This window comes from Bradyrhizobium sp. GCM10028915 (genome assembly GCF_042666195.1).
GTDB lineage: Bacteria > Pseudomonadota > Alphaproteobacteria > Rhizobiales > Xanthobacteraceae > Bradyrhizobium > Bradyrhizobium canariense_D.
In genome coordinates, this window is sequence record NZ_JBHTFN010000070.1 from 183706 (window position 1) to 201568 (window position 17863).

Sequence of the window (17863 nt, forward strand, 5' to 3'; positions counted from 1 at the left end):
AGCCGTGCGCGTGTACAGATGCCTGCCTTGCCAGCGCATTGCCACGACGCACGACTGAGGCAGCGGCTGGCAAACTGGCCCGGCTTGCCCCGGTGTGTCTGCAGCCCGGCGCTGGCGGGCTTCTGTACGGCCTTCCCGGGCCTCCGCTGAGGTGGCCCGGCTCCTGTGGTTGGCCGAATGAAGGGCCTACTTTTTCTGCTCTGTGGTGGTCGTCGTGGCAGCCGGGGTGCCGTCGCGAGCGTCCCGCCGCTCGTCGCGCCCGGTGCGCCGTTCCTGACGCCGCTCAGTGCGTCCCGTGCGGCGTTCCTGTCGGCGCTCTGTTCGCCCGCTGCGCCGCTCCTGACGGCGTTCTGTGCCTGACTTCGGCGCGTCCGCTGGCGGCGTCGTAGGCGCGGCGGCTGGCGCGGTGGTTTGGGCAACAGCCTCTGAGGCTGCAAAAATTGAGGACGAAGCCACAAGCCCGAACATCCCTGCGTATCCAAGGAAAGTGAGTGCGTTGCGACGACAGACCTGTTTCGGCTCCGACATCTTCAAGCTCCCGGTTTGCTGGCCCGCTGATCAGTCATTTACATGGTTGGCTTCTAGCCACTCTGGAATTCCCTCCGACGGAATTGACGCTCTTGGCAGGTGCGGGATGATGGTGCCTGCAGTGACAATCAATCCTTCGGTGAATCTGGCTCGCGCAAAATCCCGGGCCTGTGCTTCGGTGACAAACGTCTTCGTTAAGCGCGGATGTCGCCGTCTTAGCAGCGTGCCGTCCATCGGCACTTCAAAGGTGACATACCACGTGTACTTCATACCGCGAGGCCGCTGCCCGTCATCGGTCGCTATCCTCCGGGCCGAGACCAACCGCGACGGCTCTTTTTCTCCCCAGCTACCTGCAAACCACTGGTCTACCGCCGCACGCCGACGCGGTTGACGCCACCATTGGCATTGCCACCGGCATTATGGCGCACCGCAGCGCGGGCTACCGGACGCGCACCGAGCACCACACCGGGCCGAGCAACGCAGCCGGCGGGGTAGGCAGTGTATTGGCAATACACGACCGCATTGGCCGGGCCTGGACTGAGAGTGAGACCTGCAAGCCCCAACAGGCTGCTGGCAGCTATCCCTGCAACAGTCGCCGACTTGATCGAAAAATGCTTCTTAGGATGCATGGTGCGGGTCTCCCTTTTTCGTGCAAGCGCAACGGATGCACGGACGCCGTCTCAGGTGCGGCTGCACGCAGCGTGTCCGCTGAAGGATCGCCGGTGTTGACATAGATCAACCGAGTGTTTGCATGGCCACGCCGGAAGCTCACAGGACGCGAGTGCAGCGCACGCGTGTCGGTTCAGCGCCTGCGGTTCAGGTGGTATGGGTCGGCTTGCGCGCTGAGCCGGTACTGCTGAGCTCGAGGGTAACGAGCCTCGCCAGAAGGGTCGCCGGATAAAGCTGACCGATCACGCTCTCGATATTGCAGAGACTTCGTGCCAACGGATGTACCGGAACGATGTCTCCATACCCAGTCGATGTGAGCGTGACAAAGCTCATGTAAAAAAGCGATGCGGCGACTGAATGATCGTCCTCGAAAGCTATTCCCTTGATTGCGTCCGGAGCCGCTAGCCCTACAAACAGGAACAGCGTTGCAAAGGCCACCGCGATCAACAGGTACAGAAGGATCGCCCCGATAATTCGATGATATGTTACGAGACCTCGCCTAAATACGGCCTGAAGCACGACAACTCCTAATGTGCAGGCAATGACCAACCAAGCGCCCGCCAAAATGTGAAGATGGTAGGGTACAGGGTAGTAGATGCGCAGAAAGAATACGGCGACATTAAAAACCAGCGCCAGCGACATCAGAACGAGGGCAGTTGGGCTGTTGGAGATGATCACCATGCTGACGATGATCGTTAGCAACAGACCATCGGCAAACAGATGGAAGGCGGTAATGCCCATTGCTTGTAGCGGGGCGAAGACAAAAATCAGTAATGCCAGCACGCCCGTCAGCATCGAGAGCAGCCAGTCGATGCGTTCTCCACGCAAACGGCGCAGCTCGCTTATGGGCATCCTCATCGATGCTCCTAACACCGCATGGTGCATCGCACCGACCACACCTTCGCAGCAATACAATTCGAGCCTAAAGTTCAGCGATGTTGACGTAGATCAATGGAGCGGCCTGGCGCTCAGAACGTAGCTTGAGAGTCGGATGCGCCGCCTAGGAGCCCGATCCGCTCGGCAAGAGATACCAGCTCGGCTAACGACCGCACCTGCAATTTCTCCATCACTCCGTGACGGTGAGCTTTTATCGTGCGCTCAGTCGTTCCCAGCGTATGAGCAATCTGCTTGTTCATGTTACCGCGAACGACAAGGTCGAAGACCTGTCGCTCGCGTGGCGTCAGTCGCCCGAGACGAGCCCGCGTGTCGTCCATCTTTTCCTTCAGACCTCGTAATGTTTGGTGGTGCGCACAGGCCCTTTCAATCGCGCGAAAGAGGTCATCAGAGTTCACCGGCTTGGTCAGGAAGTCATCGGCGCCCGCCTTGATAGCCTGCACGGTGGCGGGAATGTTGGGAACGCCCGTGAGAAATATGATCGGCAGTGGTGAGCTGAGTTCGCCCAGGCGCTTCTGCAGGGCCGGGCCATCCACGCCTGGCATCCGCACATCGAGGATGATGCAGCTCGGCTCATCACTGGTTGGCAGGTGGTCCAGCAACTGCTGGGCGCAAGCATAGGTCTCGACCTTGTACCCGGCTTTCTTCAGGCGGCGTTCGATCGCCGTTCGGAATGACTGGTCGTCGTCAACAATGTGCACGAACCCCGGCACCGGTCCTCCATTCGTTCCACCAAGGGTATCGCGCAATCCGCGGGGAGTAAGTGTCTTTCGGCGCTCTTTCGGGCATGGCTGATCTGTCCGCTCGAAGGCGATCTATGCAGTTTGTGCCACTCCCCCACCTGCGGCGCGGCCCTTTCGACGATGGCGACCCTCCGAATGGTGGTCGGCAGGCTCCTTTGGAGGTGCGGGCTTGTGCCGGGACCGCGCGGCTGCGTCTTTGACACCGTTGCACTCGCGCCTTCTCCGTTTGATTTTATGCTTGATAGTACACACAAGGCGGTGTTCGAACACCGCAGCCGTGATTTCGGTGAGATGATCTGCCTTTTGTGAGTGATGACGAAGCTTGCCGATGGACCGTTCGATCACTTGATCCGACAGGGTCCCTTGGTAGGATGTCTCCATGAACCGGCATGGCGTTAGGGTGCACTTGACGGTCAGCGACGCAACCATCGCAGTCGATGCAGGCACCGGCGCACCTGAAGCGCGTGTCGCAGGGCGCCTCCCTCTCGGCTTGGCATTGGGAATGATCGCCGTAGTGTCTGTGGTGTCAAATGCGAAGGCACAGGAGGCAGAACCGCGATCCTACTCCAACACGCCTATCGGATTGAATTTCCTGATTGCTGGCTACGCCTACTCGCAAGGCAAACTCGCGTTCGACCCCAATACGGCGATTGCCGACGCCGCCTTCCGCTCCGACACCGGGGTGCTGGCCTACGTTCGTTCTTTCGAGCTTGTAGGTCAGTCAGCCAAGCTGGATGTTATCGTGCCGACATCCTCATTTGCCGCCCATGGACTCGTGAACGGCGGGCCCCGTGAGCGGGAAATATTTGGCTTGAGCGATCCTCGATTTCGCGTCTCAGTAAACTTGTTCGGGGCACCCGCGCTATCGGCGAAGGAATTCGCCAACTATCGGCAGGATCTAATCGTCGGAGCAAGCTTGCAGGTCTCCACACCTCTCGGGCAGTATGACAACACCAAGCTGCTCAACCTGGGCGGAAATCGCTGGTCATTCCGGCCCGAGTTCGGCATTTCAAAGGCTTGGGGTCCATGGACTGTCGAGCTGGCCCCAAGCGTAACGTTTTTCAGCGACAACACCGACTTCTTCGGCGGCAATACGTTTTCGCAGGCTCCGATCTATGCCGTGCAGGGACATGTCATTTACACGTTCCAGTCCGGCATTTGGATGGCGCTGGACGGGCACTATCTCGCGGGCGGCCGCACGACCCTCAACGGCGTCAAAAGTGACAACGAGCAGGCGATAACGCGGGCTGGCTTGACGGTTGCCTTACCCATCAATCGACAGAACTCACTTAAGCTCTCTGCCAGCACCGGCGTCACCACCCGCACTGGAAGCGAACTGACCGCCGTTGGTATCGCATGGCAGTATCGTTGGGGCGACGGATATTGAGAAAGGATCTCGAACGATCTGGCGACAATCGGTAGCAGTCGAACCAATTTGCTCTGCTGCATGATAAGTGCTGGCGCCTTGATTGTGTCTGACCGGCCCTTAATTTCCCCTTGCTTTCTCTTGTCAATCATCTCGTGGTCCAGTTACGGTACTGCATTTGGATTGGGGCTCGAAGTGCGATGCCTTTTTTGGCCAGCTCTATCACCACCCCGAACCCGCGCGGCGCGGAGCTTCACGGCTGTGTTGGCCATCGCATTGTTGATCGCGACGACCGGCCAAAATCGTGCGGCTGATCCGGAGCCGAAGCGCGTTCTGATGCTCCATTCGTTTGGCCTCCGCTTCAAGCCGTGGACTGAGTATGCCCAAATCATACGATCTGAAATCTCCCGAAGGTTCAAAGCGCCAATCGACTTCCACGATCACTCGCTCCTCACCGCGCGGCTGGATGACGACCAATCAGATCGGCCCTTCGTCAACTATCTCCGTAGCCTCTACGCAAAGAAAGCTCCCGATCTGATAGTTGCTATCGGTGCTCCCGCTGCGAACTTCGTCCAGCGATATCGCGAAAGCATTTTCCCGGGCGTGCCGATGCTGTTCACAGTCGTGGAGGCTCGCCGGGTTCAGTATGACAAGCTGACGAGGGACGACACCGTTGTGGCGACAGCTCACGACTTCCCGGCTGCTTTCGAGAGCATCCTGCACGTCTTGCCTCGTACCAAGCTGATTGCGATTGTGAATGGGGCGTCTCCAAACGAACGTTTTTGGCTTGGCGAGCTAAAGCGCGAAACTGCCTTTCTCGCCGAGCGAGTCGAACTAAAGTTCTACAATGAGCTGTCATTCGAACAGATTCTTGGGGATGCCTCGAAGCTTCCGCCTCATAGTGCTATTTTCTTCCACTTAATGAATGTTGATGCCGCTGGGGTTGATCACGAAACCCAAAGTGCTCTGAAACGGCTCGTTGAAGCATCGAGCGCACCAATCTTCTCTCAAGGCGACGGTTCGTTCGGCGAGGGGCTCGTAGGTGGTCCGATGCATTCAATCCGGGAAGGAAGCGAAGTGGCGGCGGCCGTCGCGGTTCGCATCCTAAACGGCGAGCAGGCAGGCGACATCAAGACGCCACCGACGCGCTTCGCGTTGCCAAGATTCGATTGGAATCAGATGCAGCGTTGGGGCATCAGCGAGAGCCGTCTTCCGCCGGGTAGCGAAATTCTGTTTCGGGAGCCGACGGCGTGGGAGCGTTACACTTGGCAGATCGCGCTGACCATCGCTGTTATCCTCTTGCAGGCCGGACTTATCGCAGGGCTTTTAAGTGAGCATCGCCGGCGTCAACTTGCCGAAGTGCAGTCGCGGCAGCGCATGACGGAGCTGGCGCATGTCAACCGCTTCTCGACGGCTGGCGAACTGACCGCGTCGATTGCCCACGAAATCAACCAGCCGCTCGGCGCTATTCTGACCAACACCGAGACCGCGCAGGCGATCTTGAAGTCACCAAACCCAAACATCAACGAACTAAACGAAATCTTGGGGGATATTCTAAAGGATGACCAGCGCGCTACCGAAGTTATCCGTAGGATGCGCAGCCTGCTGAAAAAGGCACCATTCGAACTGAAAAACTTCGACCTCAATGAAGTTGTGGAAGAGACGATCAGATTTTTTTCCGCGTTGGCTGTTAGCCGGAACTTCAAAATGGCGAACGTGCTCACGCAGAATGCGCTTCCGATCCTTGGGGACCGTATTCAACTTCAACAAGTCATTCTGAACCTTGTCGTGAACGGCATCGATGCGATGAAGGACACGCCGGACGAAAACCGCATCATCACCATTCGGACTTCGCGCGTCGAGAACTTTGCCCAGCTAACCGTGTCTGATCGCGGCTCGGGCATTCCCGAAGACAAATTGAAGGAGGTCTTCGAGCCGTTTTTCACCAGCAAGCCCGAAGGCATGGGCATGGGACTGTCCATCGCGCGCACCATTATCGAGGCGCACAATGGGCAGATTTCGGCAAGAAATCGGGATCACGGCGGCGCGACGTTCCAGATCAGGCTTCCTCTATGTACCGACAGCGCTGGACCATCATAGGGCTTGGCACCCTGACGTGCGCTTTCGGCCTTACCAAACGGAATACAGGACGGTGGCCAAGACGATCACGCTCAAAATGACGGTGGCGATCCCCGCCACTTCGATGGTGAAAGCCCGTTGTGGGTCAAATGGCATGCGTCATCCTTGGCGGCTGTCGAGCGACGGCAGCATTGATCTACGTCAAGAAAATCGGGTGCCGCTGATCTGTAGCGGCTTGCCTATTCCGGACGACCGGGCGCATCCTCTCTCGCTTAGGCAGCAATCGTTCGAGTAGAGGAGAAGTACAGATGAGTGACCTTGTCGTAATTGCATTTCCGACCGAGGCGAAGGCTGAGGAAGTTCGTCAAAAATTGCTGGCCATGCAGAAAGAGTATTTGATCGAACTCGGCGATGCCGTGATCGCGGTGAAAGACAGCAACGGAAACGTCAAACTAAATCAACTGATCAATACCACGGCTGCTGGTGCCGCTACTGGCGCCTTTTGGGGCACGCTGATCGGCCTGATCTTTTTGATGCCGCTTGCTGGTGCTGCCCTTGGCGTCGCGTCCGGTACGCTCAGCGGATATTTAACGGATGTCGGCATTGACGACAAATGGATGAAGGAGACGGCCGCCGCCGTTCAACCCGGAACCGCAGCGCTCTTCGTACTGGTACGCAAAGTCACGGCAGATAAGGTTCTTGAGAGGCTCAAAGGCGAAGGCGGCACGGTGCTAAAGACTTCTCTCGACCACACCAAGGAAGCCGCCCTGCAAGCTGCTCTGGCGGAGGTCAAAGCAGCGGTACCGGCGGCTGCGCCTCCTGATTTGCCGGGCGCTTGAAACGATGGCGACCGCCAGCCGACGACCGCTCTGGGCATTACCGCAACCCTCTCTGGCCCAATTTCGGTTTGGGCCCAAGGAGCTTTAGCGGTGACGCCGCGCCGGGTGCGGTCATTGGTGTGGTTCGGGGTCGTTTTAGTGGCCAGGGGAAAGTACGTAAGCATAATTGCTACTGATGGTGCGCCGGGGATGGCGCACGGGCCCGCTGTTTCAGCCGCAACGGCCATGACTGGACGGATCGCTTCTCACGATTGAGCGAGTGATGGAGCAGTTCCCTTCACGTAGATGAACGTGAGGTTTGATTCAGGTCAAAGGTGCTGAGCTCTCGCGAGCGAGCTTCGGATGGACCGCGGTTCGGCGCGATGCGCAAGTGTGGTGTCCTGCGGCTTCTCTCCAGAATAAGGAGTACCCCTAGTGTTGCGTCGAATTCTCATCGCTTCGGCAGCTGCAGCCGTGCTGGTAGTAACCTTCACTCCCGACGACGCCGATGCTCGCGGTCGCGGCGGCGGTGCCTACCGGGGCGGTGGAGGCTATCGCGGCGGCGCGGTAGCAGTTCGAGGACCTCGGGGTGGCGGAGCCGTGGCAGTGCGCGGCGGGCGCTACGCCTATCGTGGTGGGGCCTATCGCGGCTACGGCTATCGCGGCTATGGTGTCGGAGCGGCAGCGGTAGGCGCGGCTGCCGTTGGCGCTGCTGCGTACCGCCGCAGTTGCTACGATGCGTACGGGAACTATATCTGCGCCTATTGATCCGTAGCGACGCCCGACAGCGCGGCTTGGCCCTCTGTGGCGCAAGCGCTGACGGTGACCGTCCGACGATGGCGACCCTGCGCCATCGGTCGGCAGGTTCTCCGGCGACTATGGCCTATCGCGGGGACCGCGCGACCGCGGCCCTTCAGGAAATCTGCTCCGAGAAAATCCGTGGTCGCAGTTACAGGGGGGCGGTGCGCTCCACTCATGCCCCAATGCGCCGATAGAGACCGAATTCCGCAACACGCTTTGTGCCCACCAAGCGGTCAAAATCACCCTTTGGTCATGCTCGCCGGATGAGTTCGTGTCGGTTCGCTTGGTGGGCTAATGCGTTTAAGCCCCTGACGCAAGGTTTCAAGGCTCGCACGGACGGCGCTATCCTCGCACCGGCATTCGATCTCGCGGCGCCGTAGCCTTCTTCAAGCATTTCAACGCAGCCCGAGCGTGTCGAGCGGCTTCTTCATTACCTGATTTTTCCGTCTCTTCGAGAGCCCACGCCGAATACTGAATGGCGGCGTCATGATGAGCGGAATTTGGGTCTGACATCGGCTAACCTTGTAGGCGCTGTCTTTCAAAACTCCTTTAACGCTCAGGCGCGGCAATCGGATCACACTCGTATCAAACCGTTCAGCGTGGGCACGTAACGAGACGATGCGGCATTTGAGAGTTCGTCGCGGACTAAAAAGCACGAGGAGAGTGCCAGCGCCGCTATGGTCATTCAGGACCGCGTCACGGCTCGCCCCCACCCGGCCATGTCCGCTATGCCCGCAAAGCGGAAGCGAGCTATCCGACGGGCCGCCAACTGCTGGCGTTGATGACAATCAGGGCGATCCAACGCTGGCAAAAGAAGGCGCTGGTCGATACGACGGTGGAGAAAATCATCTACCGCGTGGGGCCCTGTTCCGTTCTACTCGAACGGCTCAGCAATGATGAACTCGTCGGATTGGGTCGGGGTGTCCGAGGGCCGAGAGTTGCCATCAATTGGCCCGTCTGCGCGTTGCTCGGGCTCCCTGCACTACCCAGCGGAAATGCCGGCTGTGTAGCCTACCCCACTGTTCCATTTTGGCCGCCTCCCGGAACCTTTGCCGATCAACAGAGTAGAAGCTGCCGGTGGGCTTGGCTGTTTGACCTCTCGCGCCCGCCCGTTCGTAGGACCTCCGATTGGACTTAGCGGTGAGGCGACGCTGTCGCAGCGCCTCTTTCATACCCGAGGGATCCAGCATGAAACGCATGGTCGTGGCCGGCATCGTCCTTCTCTCGCTTTCTTCCGTGGCCGAGGCGCATCGTCTCTCCGGAAGCGCCACTTACTACGGCGGGAGTGACCGCCTATGCGGTCGCCGCACAGCTTCCGGGGGCGTGCTCAACTGCGCTGCAATGACGGCAGCCCACCGGACGCTGCCATTCGGCACCGTCCTGATGGTTCAGAGCGGCGGCCGATCGGTCCAGGTCACTGTGAACGACCGCGGTCCATTCAGCGGCGCGTTCCTTGATCTATCGCCTGCGGCCGCGAGTGCGCTCGGCTGCCGCTGCACCCATCGCAACGTGACTGCCATGGTTGTCCAAATGGGATCCGGTGGGACGTTGGTCGCGAACCGAGGCCGCCAACGTCCCGTCGCTGCGGCGGCCCTGCCAGGGTTCTTCCAGCCGACGGAGGACGTCATGCGTCCTTTAGGAATGTTTGGATCCTCAATGGCGATAGCTCCTTCGCTCCGCCATCACCGCCGTCACTAGAACCGGGCGCTCGTTGGCATTGCGGAGGGTTCGACGACAAGGCGGAGCAGGGCCAAGATCAGCCTATTGCATATCGAGGAGCCTGTGGTGCGGTTGCCTAGTCTAGCTATTGTGGCCTTTATCGCGGGAGCTTCTAGCCCCACGTACGTTTCTAACGCGTTGGCAGCTCCGGAGTGTTCCAGATCGATGGAGCTGGCGGATTGGGGAGAGAATTCGACGGGCGACATCAACGTGGCGTCTGGGGAAAGTTGCACTTTCCCGATCACGCTGCGCGGCGTGACGAGTAGCTCGGAAATCTCACGGAAGCCAGCACACGGCAAACTGAAGAAGCTTAACGTTGCGACTTACGAATACAAGACAAAGGCCCGGTACAAGGGAAGTGACACCTTTGCCATCAAGGCAGTGGGTAAGGGGCCGAAAGCTTCTGGCACGTCAGTAATCACCGTGCACGCGACGATCAAGTAGGCGGGCTGGGCAGTGAGCGGCGCCAATGCGGATCGCAGTGGGCGGCCAACGGGCGACGCCGCACTAGTCAGCCCAGAGGTTCCTCGGATTGTCCCCAATCACCAGAGAGTTGCTCCGTTCGGCAAGTCTGGCGACCGAAGTGGTTGCGATTGGCGACCAACGTTTCCCGACTCGGCATTAATAGCGGCTGGCTGCCGGTGGGCGTTATCGACGTTTGTTTATGAGGGCGGAGCTGAAGTCGTCAGTCGTTGCAAACCGACGTGATTAACCAGAACAGACCTCGCGCTGCTTTGGCCGCAGACATCAAGAATTTGCATCAGAATTGCGGTCGAACAATTCCAGCGGGTTGCGCAGCGGCATCGTGTGTTGGTGAGTTGCGCCGCCGCATCAATGCGTTAGCACGATGAAATCCGTGTCTTTTCCGGTCTCACGGCTAAATCCGTGGTCGGAAATAATCAATGAAGAGGCCGGCGTCAGAAGTTTTGAGATCCTCTCAACCGTATCCTGTGCTATTTCAATGCGGTTAAGGACAGCGGCGGCCTGATCGGGAAGCGGTGCCGGCACGGTTTGCTTCGCGGGCGCTTCTCGCCCTTTCGTGGCAGCCCCGGACATAGGGGGCAATTCATCTGGAATCGACACGACGCTCCAGCGAATAGCGGTTCTCTCGTTCTGGAATTCCAGTGCGGTAAACACGTGCGTTCCCAGCGGCTCCTCCGGATTTTCGATCTTGACCGGGACATCAAACAACGGCGTGAAGCCCTGACGCACGAACAGCTTGCTCAACTTACGACTGACGAAGATGGAGATCGGAACGATCTTTTTAGGCACGCTTGCAGCGGGAGCTGAGCCCGGCTCCTGGAGGCTGGCGGCTTCTGGAGTCTCGGCGTTTGATACCAGTGATCCCTGCGTTGCCGCGGCTGCACCGATGCTCTCGGTTGCGACGGTGGCACTCTGGAATTCGGACGAACCAGCCGCGGCCTTCGGTTGAAATAGATGCGGATTGGTTATCTCGACTGGCTGGACATCATCATGCGCAATGATCACGCGCGTGCCGCGCTTTGTGAGATGCCACAGTCGAACGGCAAAATTATCTTTCAAACGGATGCAGCCGTGTGACGCTGGATGCCCAGGCACGACACCGGCGTGCAACGCAATACCTGACCAGGTGATGCGTTGCATGTAGGGCATGGGGGCGCCGCTATAAATATTTGAACGGTGCCATCGTTGTTTGCTGATGACGCTGAACACGCCGAGGGGCGTCGGATGCCCCTCCGTTCCGGTGGACACCGGCGAGCGTGCAATCAGGGCCCCGTTGTCAAAAAGGGAGACCCGTTGGTCTGCTATCGAGATGATAATCTGGAGCGGGCCCTTCGGAAGGGGCTCGAGCCGAAGGCTCTTCGCCATTTCAGAGTTTGTCTGCCGGTGGTGGGGCTTGTGTTTGTACGGAGCGTATTGGCTTCGCCAGAACGTGTGTTGGGGTCCAAACAGAAATTGAGCGTGTGCGACCCCCGCAGGGAGCATGAAAATCGCGAATACAGCGGTTGTTATCGCGCCCTGCATTGCTGACAATTTCTTAACGAACATCGCCCGGTCCCATAGGCGCGATTCCATCGGTTCGAGACGATGCGCGAAGCTGGCGCCTGATGCGTCATCCTGACAGCGCACCAAGCCTCTCCTCCAAATCTGGTCGCAGTGGGTCGAAAATTGGACCGTACTCACAATTGCAGTGCGAGTTGCCATGGAGTGGGGCGCTACTGCTTGCGATTCGACGCGTTGCAATCGGGCAACATGCTTTGGAAATATCAAGGAGCGGCGGTTTGCGCTATTGCGCCACCCACATTGATCCCAAGAATGAGCCGCTTCGCATGCTTGGCTTTTCTACACGGCTCCAGTGGAGCCTATTGGGGGCGACGGCATCATGAACACGCGGCGATTTACGATAGTGGCGCCGACATTTTGCGGAATGGTCGTTCTCGCGGGGTGGATCGCTGGCTGGCTAGCCGGCTTCGGTCCCGCCGGCACCGAGAACGCTCGCGCAGTGACAATCCAGGACCGCGCAGCATCTCTCGGCGCCACCGCGAGGCTCGCGGATGAACCGCAGGCAATCGCAATGGGCAACACCGGACCCGCGAACGCCGCTGTCGCTAGCGCCGAAGTGGCGACGGCCGCCGAACCCGCGGCGGGGACGGCTACCGACACGACGGCGGCCTCGGATAAATCGGAATCGATCGTCGTGGCCGCGTTGCCCGATCCGTCGCAGACGCGGTCGGCTGATTTACCGCGTGTGCAGGAATCGGTGGACTTGGGCCACCATGATGTCGCCCAACTGGCGCCGACGACGTGCGGTGCATCCGGCGGTGCCTCCAACTCGGGGCCGCAGGATTTCCGGTATCTCATTTGTTATATCTGGTCCGAACTGCCGCCTGCCGAGAAGCCGGCTGCGATCGTCTTGCGTTCGTTCAAGGACATCCCGGTCGGAACGCCGATGGAAGAGATCAAGCGCGCGTCCGACGCTTTCGGTCTGGATTTCACTTTCATGAAGGCGGTGGCCAAGGTCGAGTCCGGTTTCGACCCAAAGCAACGCACCGGGTCGTATATCGGGCTGTTCCAGCTGAGCAAATACGAGTTCGGCAAATTCGGCTCCGGAGATATTCTCAATCCCCGCGATAATGCCGTTGCGGCGGCCTACAAGATCATTACCGAAGGGATTCTGTTCGAGTGGGTGACCCACAGGAAGCCGGACTTGAACGATCTCTACCTGATCCATCAGCAGGGCTGGGAAGGCGCCGCGGAGCACCTCAGCGAACCCAATCGCGTGGCCTGGAAATCGATGTGCGCCACCAGTGAAGGCAGGGAGAAGGGCGAAAAATGGTGCAGGCGCGCGATCTGGGGCAATACGCTTCCGGCCGTTAAGGGGGCGTGGAAATCGGTGGAGAAGCTGACGTCGGAGGCGTTCGTCGGAATGTGGCGCGAGCGGGTTGCTCATTTCCAATCGAGATACATGGGCAACGCGACCGCCGACGCCGAGCGGGCGCAGGTACCAGTGAATGTCCGTTGAGGGGTTAGCAGGAGTTGCCGCACCACGGGCGAGCGGGGCTTCACCGTCGCTGGTCGCGCGGTTGCACTTTACATGTCAACGACGCGCTCGGGTCGTTCCTGCTGCGTGCTAACGAGGCGATCGATAAGGTGCCGATCTCTGTTTGTGGCCCAAAGCCGGCCAGTTCAACGCTCCAACTTAGACGGGATTTATCCTGGACACGATGCAGCGCTGCCTGCTCAAAGCGACGTCGGAACCAACCGGCGATGACATACGTAAGGCGCGATGCGCTTCGCTCAACGGACAGCGCAAAGGCCCGGTTTGATGGGGTTCTCTCCGGGCCTCTGGCTCCGCTTCGTCGCGCGCCGGTTCGGGATCGACAACCGTCGCAGACGAGACGCCGGCAACGAATACAACCACAGCCTGAGTCGGATGGTGAAATTGAGGCGCAGACAGCTCCACGCATGCACGGCGATCGGATACGTCTGGTGGCAAAATCTGGCTGAGATCATCAAGCGACCCGCTCACCATGCTGGCAAGCTCGTGCGCCGAAGCATGCTCTGCCCACCGGCGAGCCAACTCCAAACCTTTTGTCGATCTGCCGCTGCGTCCATAGACCCAGACTATCTCCGCATCCGCGGCCCCGGCGAAACGGATGCCCCGCCGGGGCCTGTACGTTCTCGCCAATCCTGGAAGCTTGGGGGCTGGAAAGAATCGGCAAGGCGCACCGTAGACAAGCAGAAACTCAGGATTTGACTAGTGCACCTTGTGCCAGTGCGTGAATGCCAGCGGGAAGGCATGCTCGTGAACCGATATGGAAGTGTCGCCTGAGGGGCCGAGACTACTTATCCCAACACGGATGAAGAAGCCGCGTTAGTTAAGAACCCTTGATCCATCTCAAGTCTTGCAAGCAAGTGCGGCGTCAGCTTGGTCCATTCATCGCTCTTCGAGGAGGTGAGAATGATCAGGTTAATTGCAATTGGCGCGTTCGCTCTGTCTCTCGCGGTGTCGGCGCAAGCCACACCCATTGCTCCCATGCTCGCGCAGCCGGACAGCATGATCACGGAAATCGCCGCTGCCTGCGGCGCAGGCAGAACTAGGGTGAACGGCGTTTGCGTGGCCCGAACAACCGTCCGGCAAACCCGTCGAGCCGTCCGCAGATGTGCGACTGGAATGACCTGCTAGCGTTTGGTCAATAATGCAATAGTTTAGCTCCGTCGGGATGGCGGACGGGGCGGCGAAAGCACGCCTTGACCGGTAGTAGCGTGACCCATGATCAAAGCCGAGCACGCATCGAAGAGCGCCATCTGCGCGGTGCTCTCGATGACGTGATCATCGTTCCACTCGTTTTAATCGCGATCGCCGCAAACAAGATTCTGCATTTCACCATTTCGGTGTTGATGCGGCTGCTCGACTATACCTTCCCTCTGGTGATGGAGATTGTTTGGCTTCCGCTCTTCGCAGCCAAGGTGCTGGGCAACTTCGTCGTTGCTGCCGTGGGTGCCGCGCTGCGCATCCTTCCTCTTTCCGAGACGAGACGTCGAAAGTGGATCATATCGATGCGCCGCCGCTGGTCGCGGTTCCGGCGCAAGATTAGCTATCGAGCGTTCGAGCGAACCATGCACCTTGCCTTCGCAAGCGGTATGGCGTGGGTATTTCGAACATGTCGCCATCTCACCCCGAACACCGCATTGCTTGTAATCTTGGCTGCGGTACTGTGGCTTCCGATCTCTTTCGGGGTTGCGACAGCGATGCATGCGGTATTGTTTGCCAAATTAGCGTCCTGGCCAGCCTGGATGCAGCTTTTGCATCCGGTGGCTACGGTCATCGCTAAGAGCAAGCTTCTCGTATTACCGGTGTATCCGGCGGCGTGGCCGCAGGCAAAGAAAAGTGTGTTCGCTCGGTTCATGGGCAAGGCCTACGACAACATTCAGCGTCAGTACGTCACTAGAAAGCTAGGCTATCGTTATCGGCAGGCAGAGACGATCGGCGTCGCAGTGCTTCACGCGTTGATGAGGTCGGCCTGTTTTGCATCGCTGGGTAGATGGCTCCAAAACGCGCACGTCACCGAACATCTTGGCGTGGAAAGACCCACGCAGAAATTGCGTTTGTTCTTTTCCCGGTGGTCAGTCAAGTTTTCGGCCGAATACTACGAAGCACAGGAACGGCAAGCTTCGAACCCGCTCTAGACTGCAAGTCACAGTGACTGGATAGGTGCCGGAAAGTCCATTGAATCAGCGTCTCCCGAGCCACTGGGACCCAACTGAGGCTTGGCATGACACAGACGTCGGAAGAAACGCGAGTTCAACTCGCATTGCGGGTGGGGATGGGATGACCGAAGCAGTACTAGGGAGCGCAAGGTTCTTCCGGCGAACTGGGCCGCATCCGCTCGCGCTCGTTGCCAGCGCGGCGCGGGGTGTGGCGGACGGAGGTGAACTATTGCTGGAAGGCGTGGCCCCTCTCCAAACGGCAGGGCCAACTGAAGTGAGCTTCCTAGACAACCGACGTTACGCTTCTGCGCTGGATCAAACGTCCGCCGGGGCTGTGGTCGTTCACCCTGATATGGCTGCGCGAGTACCAGCAGCCACTGCGGCCATCATAACGAGCGAACCCTATGCCGCTTGGGGCCGCGTTGCTGCCCTTTTCTATCCTGTGCCGCCGCTGCGACCCGGTGTTCACCCGTCCGCCATAGTGGCGGATGACGCACACATTGATCCCTCGACAGAAGTTGGACCCCTGACTGTGATCGAAAGCGGAGTGGAGATAGGGCCCGGTTGTCGGATCGGTCCTTGCGCAGTCATTGGAAGCGGCGTCACCATCGGCAGGGATTGCCGGATTGGCGCACATGTAAGCCTTAGTTACGCGGTTTTGGGAGCACGCGTTTACGTGTATCCGGGTGCGCGGATTGGGCAGGAAGGGTTCGGATTCGCCTCCACCAGCGACGGGTTTCTCTCCATCCCCCAGCTTGGGCGAGTTATTCTTGAAGATGATGTTGAAGTTGGTGCCAATTCGACGATTGATCGCGGATCATCGCGAGACACCGTAATTGGCGCTGGCTCCCGCCTCGATAACCTTGTGCAAATCGGTCACAATGTTAGTCTCGGCCGCTGTTGCGTCGTAGTTGCACAAGTCGGGATCTCGGGTTCAACCGTACTTGAAGATTTCGTCCGCGTCGGGGGACAGGCTGCTATGGCAGGGCATCTCCGTATCGGTCGAGGTTCGGAAATCGGAGCGCAGGCGGGCGTCATCTCAGATCTAGCACCCGGTGCCAAGGTGCTGGGAAGCCCTGCTCAATCGATAAAAGCCTTCTTTCGACAGATTGTCACACTTAAGAAGATCGCGACCCAGAGGAAATGAGGCGCGTGCCGATAGCCAGTATCGTCCCCATCAAATAGAACGCAAGCCCCTTGGCGGAGGAGAAAATGGAGAGGGCCATCCTCATAACCACCGTTGTGGCTCTAGGGATAAGCGTTGCAACATGCGCCGAATCTCAGACCGGCCAGTGTTCGTCCTACTACATCTCAGGAATCAATCTTGTGTCGGCGGCCGATGGCCAAGCCGGGCATGTTCAGACCTTTGTCGGGTTTGGCCCCTTCAAGGAAGAGGCGGAGAAGAGCGCCTTAGGATGGTGCTCGCATATCAGGTTCGATCTTGAGACCTGCTTGAATTCGGATCGACGCACCGCGCGCAACCCTCCGTCAGAGGGAGGTGACGCCGCCTTCACCTCAAGTACATGAAGGCGGTGGCGCGCATTACCGGTTGCAGTTAGAGCGCGTCACGAACTGTCAGACGCCGAAGCAGCGCGTGATGTGCGTCGCGATACTTGATGATCGCATCGGCTCAAGAAAAGCAGCGCGACAGCGGCAATCAGGTAACCTTCTAGCAACGGTCTCTCCTTGAAGAGGCTGTTAACCGAGCAGGTCCAGACAATTGGTAACGCCAGCGGTGTGGCTTTCGCGAGCGATTGCCAATGATCTCAATGTTGGCAGCGGTCCATCAATCCCCCTGCCGCAGGACTCTAGAGAGGTGTCGCCGCTGATTTTCGGGCCAATCTATGACTCGAAGACACATATCGCGCCGAAGCATTTCGGTTTCCAGATCGGCGGCATGCGCCTGCCGATCGGACGTTTCGCGAATTTGGAAAGGAGGATTCTCTCCGGCGGCTTTCTGCGCGACGTCCGACGGGAGAGCGCCGCGAACACCCTCATACATCATGGTGAGGCTCTCGTCCGTGAAAGCTCGATGGTCGGGAGGTAAAGCCTATTAGGTCAGCGGCCACCCGCCGGTCTAATGCGCTGACACAGGCGAGCAAATCGAGTCTCAAGAAGGCACTCGTACTGCCAGCAACCCGTTCTGCGGGACGATCGACTTAAGGAAAGCTTCGACAAGAGGTCACTACTGTGATGGCGGAACCGCCTTAGGAAGCGCCAACCGTGCCCGAGCCTTCCGTCGTACCGTGACATGCAACTGGAAGCCCAGCGCGTCCAAGACCGTCAAAACGGTTGTGAAATTTGGATGCTTTGGACCACCGGCAAAGGCGCGATAGAGGGTTTGCCTTGCAATCCCGCATTCGTTGGCGATGTCGGAGACGTTATAATTACTGATAGAAGTGCCAATGGCCTGGCAGATTTCGGTGATGTCCGACCCCTCAAGGGCGCGATTGATGGCGTCGGTTGCGCCGCGGCGGCTTGAGGGACGGCTTGGCAATTTGAGAGATCTTTCGGACATGTTCTCTCCAACAAAAAAAGGCCGGCATCTCTGCCGG

At 58.9% G+C, this 17863-nt stretch carries 19 protein-coding genes; 12 read left to right on the top strand and 7 right to left on the bottom strand.

Features of this window, described 5'->3' with window-relative positions:
- Window positions 1-177: 177 nt before the first annotated feature.
- A complete protein-coding gene (locus ACFQX9_RS34330) occupies window positions 178-360 on the top strand; it encodes a hypothetical protein (protein WP_377791695.1) in 183 nt (60 codons plus the stop codon).
- A 198-nt stretch (window positions 361-558) separates the two neighbouring features.
- On the opposite strand, the gene ACFQX9_RS34335 is transcribed toward ACFQX9_RS34330, so the two are convergent.
- From ACFQX9_RS34335 to ACFQX9_RS34350, 4 genes are all read right to left on the bottom strand, one after another.
- Entirely contained in the window at window positions 559-798 is a 240-nt protein-coding gene (locus ACFQX9_RS34335; protein ID WP_317245909.1) for a hypothetical protein, read from the bottom strand.
- Between the two features lie 95 nt (window positions 799-893).
- The gene (locus tag ACFQX9_RS34340) at window positions 894-1157 is read right to left on the bottom strand and encodes a hypothetical protein (RefSeq protein ID WP_085350588.1); all 264 of its coding nucleotides are present in this window, start codon (window positions 1155-1157) and stop codon (window positions 894-896) included.
- Window positions 1158-1344: 187 nt separating this feature from the next.
- Window positions 1345-2055, bottom strand: a complete 711-nt coding sequence (locus ACFQX9_RS34345) for an ion channel (RefSeq protein WP_377791696.1) — start codon at window positions 2053-2055, stop codon at window positions 1345-1347.
- Window positions 2056-2165: 110 nt separating this feature from the next.
- The gene (locus tag ACFQX9_RS34350) at window positions 2166-2804 is read right to left on the bottom strand and encodes a response regulator transcription factor (RefSeq protein WP_377791697.1); all 639 of its coding nucleotides are present in this window, start codon (window positions 2802-2804) and stop codon (window positions 2166-2168) included.
- A 409-nt stretch (window positions 2805-3213) separates the two neighbouring features.
- Here ACFQX9_RS34350 and ACFQX9_RS34355 point away from each other — a divergent pair, with 409 nt between their 5' ends.
- The 7 genes from ACFQX9_RS34355 (at window position 3214) to ACFQX9_RS34385 (ending at window position 10061) form a co-directional block, all read left to right on the top strand.
- Window positions 3214-4221: a transporter gene (locus ACFQX9_RS34355; RefSeq protein WP_377791698.1), complete on the top strand. Its 1008-nt coding sequence runs from the start codon at window positions 3214-3216 to the stop codon at window positions 4219-4221.
- A 315-nt stretch (window positions 4222-4536) separates the two neighbouring features.
- A complete protein-coding gene (locus ACFQX9_RS34360) occupies window positions 4537-6300 on the top strand; it encodes an ATP-binding protein (RefSeq protein WP_377791849.1) in 1764 nt (587 codons plus the stop codon).
- Between the two features lie 52 nt (window positions 6301-6352).
- A complete protein-coding gene (locus ACFQX9_RS34365) occupies window positions 6353-6574 on the top strand; it encodes a hypothetical protein (RefSeq protein ID WP_377791699.1) in 222 nt (73 codons plus the stop codon).
- 13 nt (window positions 6575-6587) lie between these two features.
- Window positions 6588-7118 carry a DUF1269 domain-containing protein gene (locus ACFQX9_RS34370; protein ID WP_377791700.1) on the top strand — a complete coding sequence of 177 codons (531 nt, stop codon included), beginning with the start codon at window positions 6588-6590 and terminating at the stop codon, window positions 7116-7118.
- A gap of 414 nt (window positions 7119-7532) precedes the next feature.
- Window positions 7533-7865, top strand: coding sequence for a hypothetical protein (locus tag ACFQX9_RS34375; protein ID WP_377791701.1), 333 nt, complete (start codon window positions 7533-7535; stop codon window positions 7863-7865).
- A gap of 1230 nt (window positions 7866-9095) precedes the next feature.
- Window positions 9096-9596: a septal ring lytic transglycosylase RlpA family protein gene (locus tag ACFQX9_RS34380; RefSeq protein WP_377791850.1), complete on the top strand. Its 501-nt coding sequence runs from the start codon at window positions 9096-9098 to the stop codon at window positions 9594-9596.
- 186 nt (window positions 9597-9782) lie between these two features.
- Window positions 9783-10061: a hypothetical protein gene (locus ACFQX9_RS34385; RefSeq protein ID WP_377791702.1), complete on the top strand. Its 279-nt coding sequence runs from the start codon at window positions 9783-9785 to the stop codon at window positions 10059-10061.
- 387 nt (window positions 10062-10448) lie between these two features.
- Here ACFQX9_RS34385 and ACFQX9_RS34390 read toward each other — a convergent pair whose 3' ends face one another.
- Window positions 10449-11726 carry a L,D-transpeptidase gene (locus tag ACFQX9_RS34390; RefSeq protein ID WP_377791851.1) on the bottom strand — a complete coding sequence of 426 codons (1278 nt, stop codon included), beginning with the start codon at window positions 11724-11726 and terminating at the stop codon, window positions 10449-10451.
- Window positions 11727-11979: 253 nt separating this feature from the next.
- Between ACFQX9_RS34390 and ACFQX9_RS34395 the strand changes: the two genes are divergently transcribed.
- On the top strand, window positions 11980-13119 hold the full coding sequence (locus tag ACFQX9_RS34395; protein WP_377791703.1) for a transglycosylase: 1140 nt from the start codon (window positions 11980-11982) through the stop codon (window positions 13117-13119).
- A gap of 824 nt (window positions 13120-13943) precedes the next feature.
- On the opposite strand, the gene ACFQX9_RS34400 is transcribed toward ACFQX9_RS34395, so the two are convergent.
- Window positions 13944-14162 (bottom strand): hypothetical protein, encoded by a 219-nt coding sequence (locus tag ACFQX9_RS34400; RefSeq protein ID WP_161495139.1) that lies wholly within the window; start codon window positions 14160-14162, stop codon window positions 13944-13946.
- A gap of 186 nt (window positions 14163-14348) precedes the next feature.
- On the opposite strand from ACFQX9_RS34400, the gene ACFQX9_RS34405 reads away from it, so the two are divergent.
- From ACFQX9_RS34405 to ACFQX9_RS34415, 3 genes are all read left to right on the top strand, one after another.
- Window positions 14349-15287 (top strand): hypothetical protein, encoded by a 939-nt coding sequence (locus ACFQX9_RS34405; RefSeq protein WP_377791704.1) that lies wholly within the window; start codon window positions 14349-14351, stop codon window positions 15285-15287.
- A gap of 142 nt (window positions 15288-15429) precedes the next feature.
- Window positions 15430-16455 carry a UDP-3-O-(3-hydroxymyristoyl)glucosamine N-acyltransferase gene (gene lpxD, locus ACFQX9_RS34410; protein WP_377791705.1) on the top strand — a complete coding sequence of 342 codons (1026 nt, stop codon included), beginning with the start codon at window positions 15430-15432 and terminating at the stop codon, window positions 16453-16455.
- 669 nt (window positions 16456-17124) lie between these two features.
- A complete protein-coding gene (locus tag ACFQX9_RS34415; protein WP_377791706.1) occupies window positions 17125-17355 on the top strand; it encodes a hypothetical protein in 231 nt (76 codons plus the stop codon).
- A gap of 138 nt (window positions 17356-17493) precedes the next feature.
- Here the strand turns inward: ACFQX9_RS34415 and ACFQX9_RS34420 are convergent, their stop codons facing one another.
- Window positions 17494-17826 carry a DNA-binding protein gene (locus tag ACFQX9_RS34420; protein ID WP_377791707.1) on the bottom strand — a complete coding sequence of 111 codons (333 nt, stop codon included), beginning with the start codon at window positions 17824-17826 and terminating at the stop codon, window positions 17494-17496.
- Window positions 17827-17863 lie beyond the last annotated feature (37 nt).

Excerpts from the sequence above, each read along its gene's own strand:
- ACFQX9_RS34330 (WP_377791695.1), top strand. The coding sequence starts at position 178 with ATGAAGGGCCTACTTTTTCTGCTCTGTGGTGGTCGTCGTGGCAGCCGG.
- ACFQX9_RS34335 (WP_317245909.1), bottom strand. The coding sequence starts at position 798 with ATGAAGTACACGTGGTATGTCACCTTTGAAGTGCCGATGGACGGCACG.
- ACFQX9_RS34340 (WP_085350588.1), bottom strand. The coding sequence starts at position 1,157 with ATGCATCCTAAGAAGCATTTTTCGATCAAGTCGGCGACTGTTGCAGGG.
- ACFQX9_RS34345 (WP_377791696.1), bottom strand. The coding sequence starts at position 2,055 with ATGAGGATGCCCATAAGCGAGCTGCGCCGTTTGCGTGGAGAACGCATC.
- ACFQX9_RS34355 (WP_377791698.1), top strand. The coding sequence starts at position 3,214 with ATGAACCGGCATGGCGTTAGGGTGCACTTGACGGTCAGCGACGCAACC.
- ACFQX9_RS34360 (WP_377791849.1), top strand. The coding sequence starts at position 4,537 with ATGCTCCATTCGTTTGGCCTCCGCTTCAAGCCGTGGACTGAGTATGCC.
- ACFQX9_RS34370 (WP_377791700.1), top strand. The coding sequence starts at position 6,588 with ATGAGTGACCTTGTCGTAATTGCATTTCCGACCGAGGCGAAGGCTGAG.
- ACFQX9_RS34380 (WP_377791850.1), top strand. The coding sequence starts at position 9,096 with ATGGTCGTGGCCGGCATCGTCCTTCTCTCGCTTTCTTCCGTGGCCGAG.
- ACFQX9_RS34385 (WP_377791702.1), top strand. The coding sequence starts at position 9,783 with ATGGAGCTGGCGGATTGGGGAGAGAATTCGACGGGCGACATCAACGTG.
- ACFQX9_RS34395 (WP_377791703.1), top strand. The coding sequence starts at position 11,980 with ATGAACACGCGGCGATTTACGATAGTGGCGCCGACATTTTGCGGAATG.
- lpxD (WP_377791705.1), top strand. The coding sequence starts at position 15,430 with ATGACCGAAGCAGTACTAGGGAGCGCAAGGTTCTTCCGGCGAACTGGG.
- ACFQX9_RS34420 (WP_377791707.1), bottom strand. The coding sequence starts at position 17,826 with ATGTCCGAAAGATCTCTCAAATTGCCAAGCCGTCCCTCAAGCCGCCGC.